The 819-nt window shown below is 75.2% G+C and carries 1 pseudogene; it reads right to left on the bottom strand.

From position 1 onward, the window contains the following. A pseudogene (locus tag MTAB308_RS29505) lies at window positions 1-819 on the bottom strand (PE family protein); the annotation flags it as partial.

Here is an 819-nt window from a genome sequence, read left to right on the forward strand (position 1 = left end):
GTGCCGAAGGCGGTCCCGCCGGCGCCGCCTGTCCCGCCGTAGGAGAATAATCCGCTGGGCCCGCCGGCCCCGCCGGCCCCGCCGGCCGCGCCTGGTGCCGTGGTGAGCCCGCCTGCGCCGCCCGTGCCGCCGTTATCGGCCGGGGCGGTCCCGCCGGCCCCACCGACACCGCCGTTGCCAGTCGTCGAGTTGCCGCCCGCGCCGCCGTTCCCTGGGGCACCAGCGAAGCCACCGGTCCCGCCCGCACCACCGGGGAGGCCTGATCCGCCCGAGCCGCCCGCGCCGCCATCTCCTAGCAGCCAGCCGCCGTCGCCTCCGGGTTGACCGGTGCCCGCGGCGCCGGGCACACCGTTGGCGAATAACGGGCGCCCGGTGACAGCCTGGACGGGCGCGTCGATGGCTTTGAGTACCTGTTGTTGCAGGTTGTGCAGGGGTGACGTGCTGGCCGGTGCATTGAAGCCGTCCACGCCCAGCACCACGCCGGCACGGCCACCGGCTCCGGTATGGCCCAAACCTACGCCGGTTCCGGGGTTACCTCCGTTGCCTCCGTTGCCGATCAGCAGCGCCTGGCCGCCAGTCCCGCCGTCACCGCCGACACCATTTATGCTCGATCCGCCCGCGCCACCGGCACCGCCGTTGCCGAGCAGCAGGCCGTCTGCGCCGCCGTTCCCACCGTTCCCCCCGGCGCCATTGACGCTGGCACCACCGGCTCCGCCGGCCCCGCCGATGCTGACAAGGCTCCCATTGCCGCCGGCTCCGCCGTGACCGCCGCCGCTGCCGCCCGCTCCGCCTGTCCCGCCGAAGCCGCCGTTGCCGATC

This window comes from Mycobacterium terramassiliense, from assembly GCF_900157385.1.
GTDB classification, from domain to species: domain Bacteria; phylum Actinomycetota; class Actinomycetes; order Mycobacteriales; family Mycobacteriaceae; genus Mycobacterium; species Mycobacterium terramassiliense.